This is a genomic window from Vibrio sp. Y176 (assembly GCF_033438945.1).
Genome location: NZ_JAWOQS010000239.1, coordinates 1 through 872, shown reverse-complemented (window position 1 = coordinate 872; position 872 = coordinate 1). Strand labels below are relative to the sequence as shown.

The 872-nt window shown below is 47.0% G+C and carries 1 protein-coding gene and 1 pseudogene; one reads left to right on the top strand and one right to left on the bottom strand.

All coding sequences use genetic code 11. From position 1 onward, the window contains the following. A partial coding sequence (locus tag R7O13_RS25305; protein ID WP_318121826.1) for a response regulator occupies window positions 1-485 on the bottom strand: 485 nt, incomplete at its 3' end. Between the two features lie 190 nt (window positions 486-675). Here R7O13_RS25305 and R7O13_RS25300 point away from each other — a divergent pair. Then, window positions 676-872 (top strand): annotated as a pseudogene (locus R7O13_RS25300) (CpxP family protein); the annotation flags it as partial.

The following is an 872-nucleotide window of genomic DNA, read 5'->3' as shown; positions in this document are numbered from 1 at the left end:
AACAGCGCGAACTCGGTTGCGGTTAGATCCAGCAATTGTTGATCGCAGTATGCCTCTTGCTTGCCCGGATACAGGCGTAACTCTTGGTACTCAATACAATCGCTGTTTTTGCCGTTTTTCTGCGTGTTACTGGTGCGACGTAAAATCGCGCGAATACGAGCGAGCAGCTCTCGGTCGCTGAAAGGTTTTGGTAAGTAGTCATCTGCGCCGAGCTCTAAACCGATCACTCGATCAATCTCTTCACCTTTGGCGGTCAACATCAACACGGGGGTTTCCCAGTTCTCTCGCAGACGCTTCAGCGTTTCCATACCATTCAATTTTGGCATCATTACATCCAGTAGGATGAGGTCGATATCGCTGTTGATTGCGGCAAGGCCGGCTTCACCGTCGTTTGCTTCACTGACTTCGAATCCTTCGAAGCTGAGCACCTCTTTTAATAGGCTTGTCAGTTCTATGTCGTCATCAATTAAAAGAATGTTTGCCATCGGGGCACCTTTGGTCAGTTACCGTTTACTTAATATTACATTGGATTGATGTGCGACGAAGCGGGCAAAAATCACTCTTTACGATTCTTTACGCTCCCTATACGCCGCTTTACCTAGCGAGTCGTATTCTATACTCAAGCGCTGTGAGAACAGCCCAGAAGAATCACTCACTTGTGTAAGGAATCGAATTATGAAATCTGCAAAAAAACTTGTGTTAGCTGCTGTTGTTCTACCTCTAACTTTAGGCACTGCGAGTGCATTCGCATTTGGCGGTAAAGATCACCACAAAGGCCCACGTGATGAATGTGGTATGGGTATGGACCGCGGCATCATGCGCGATTTGAACTTAACTGACGCACAAAAAGACCAACTGCAATCTTTCCGTGA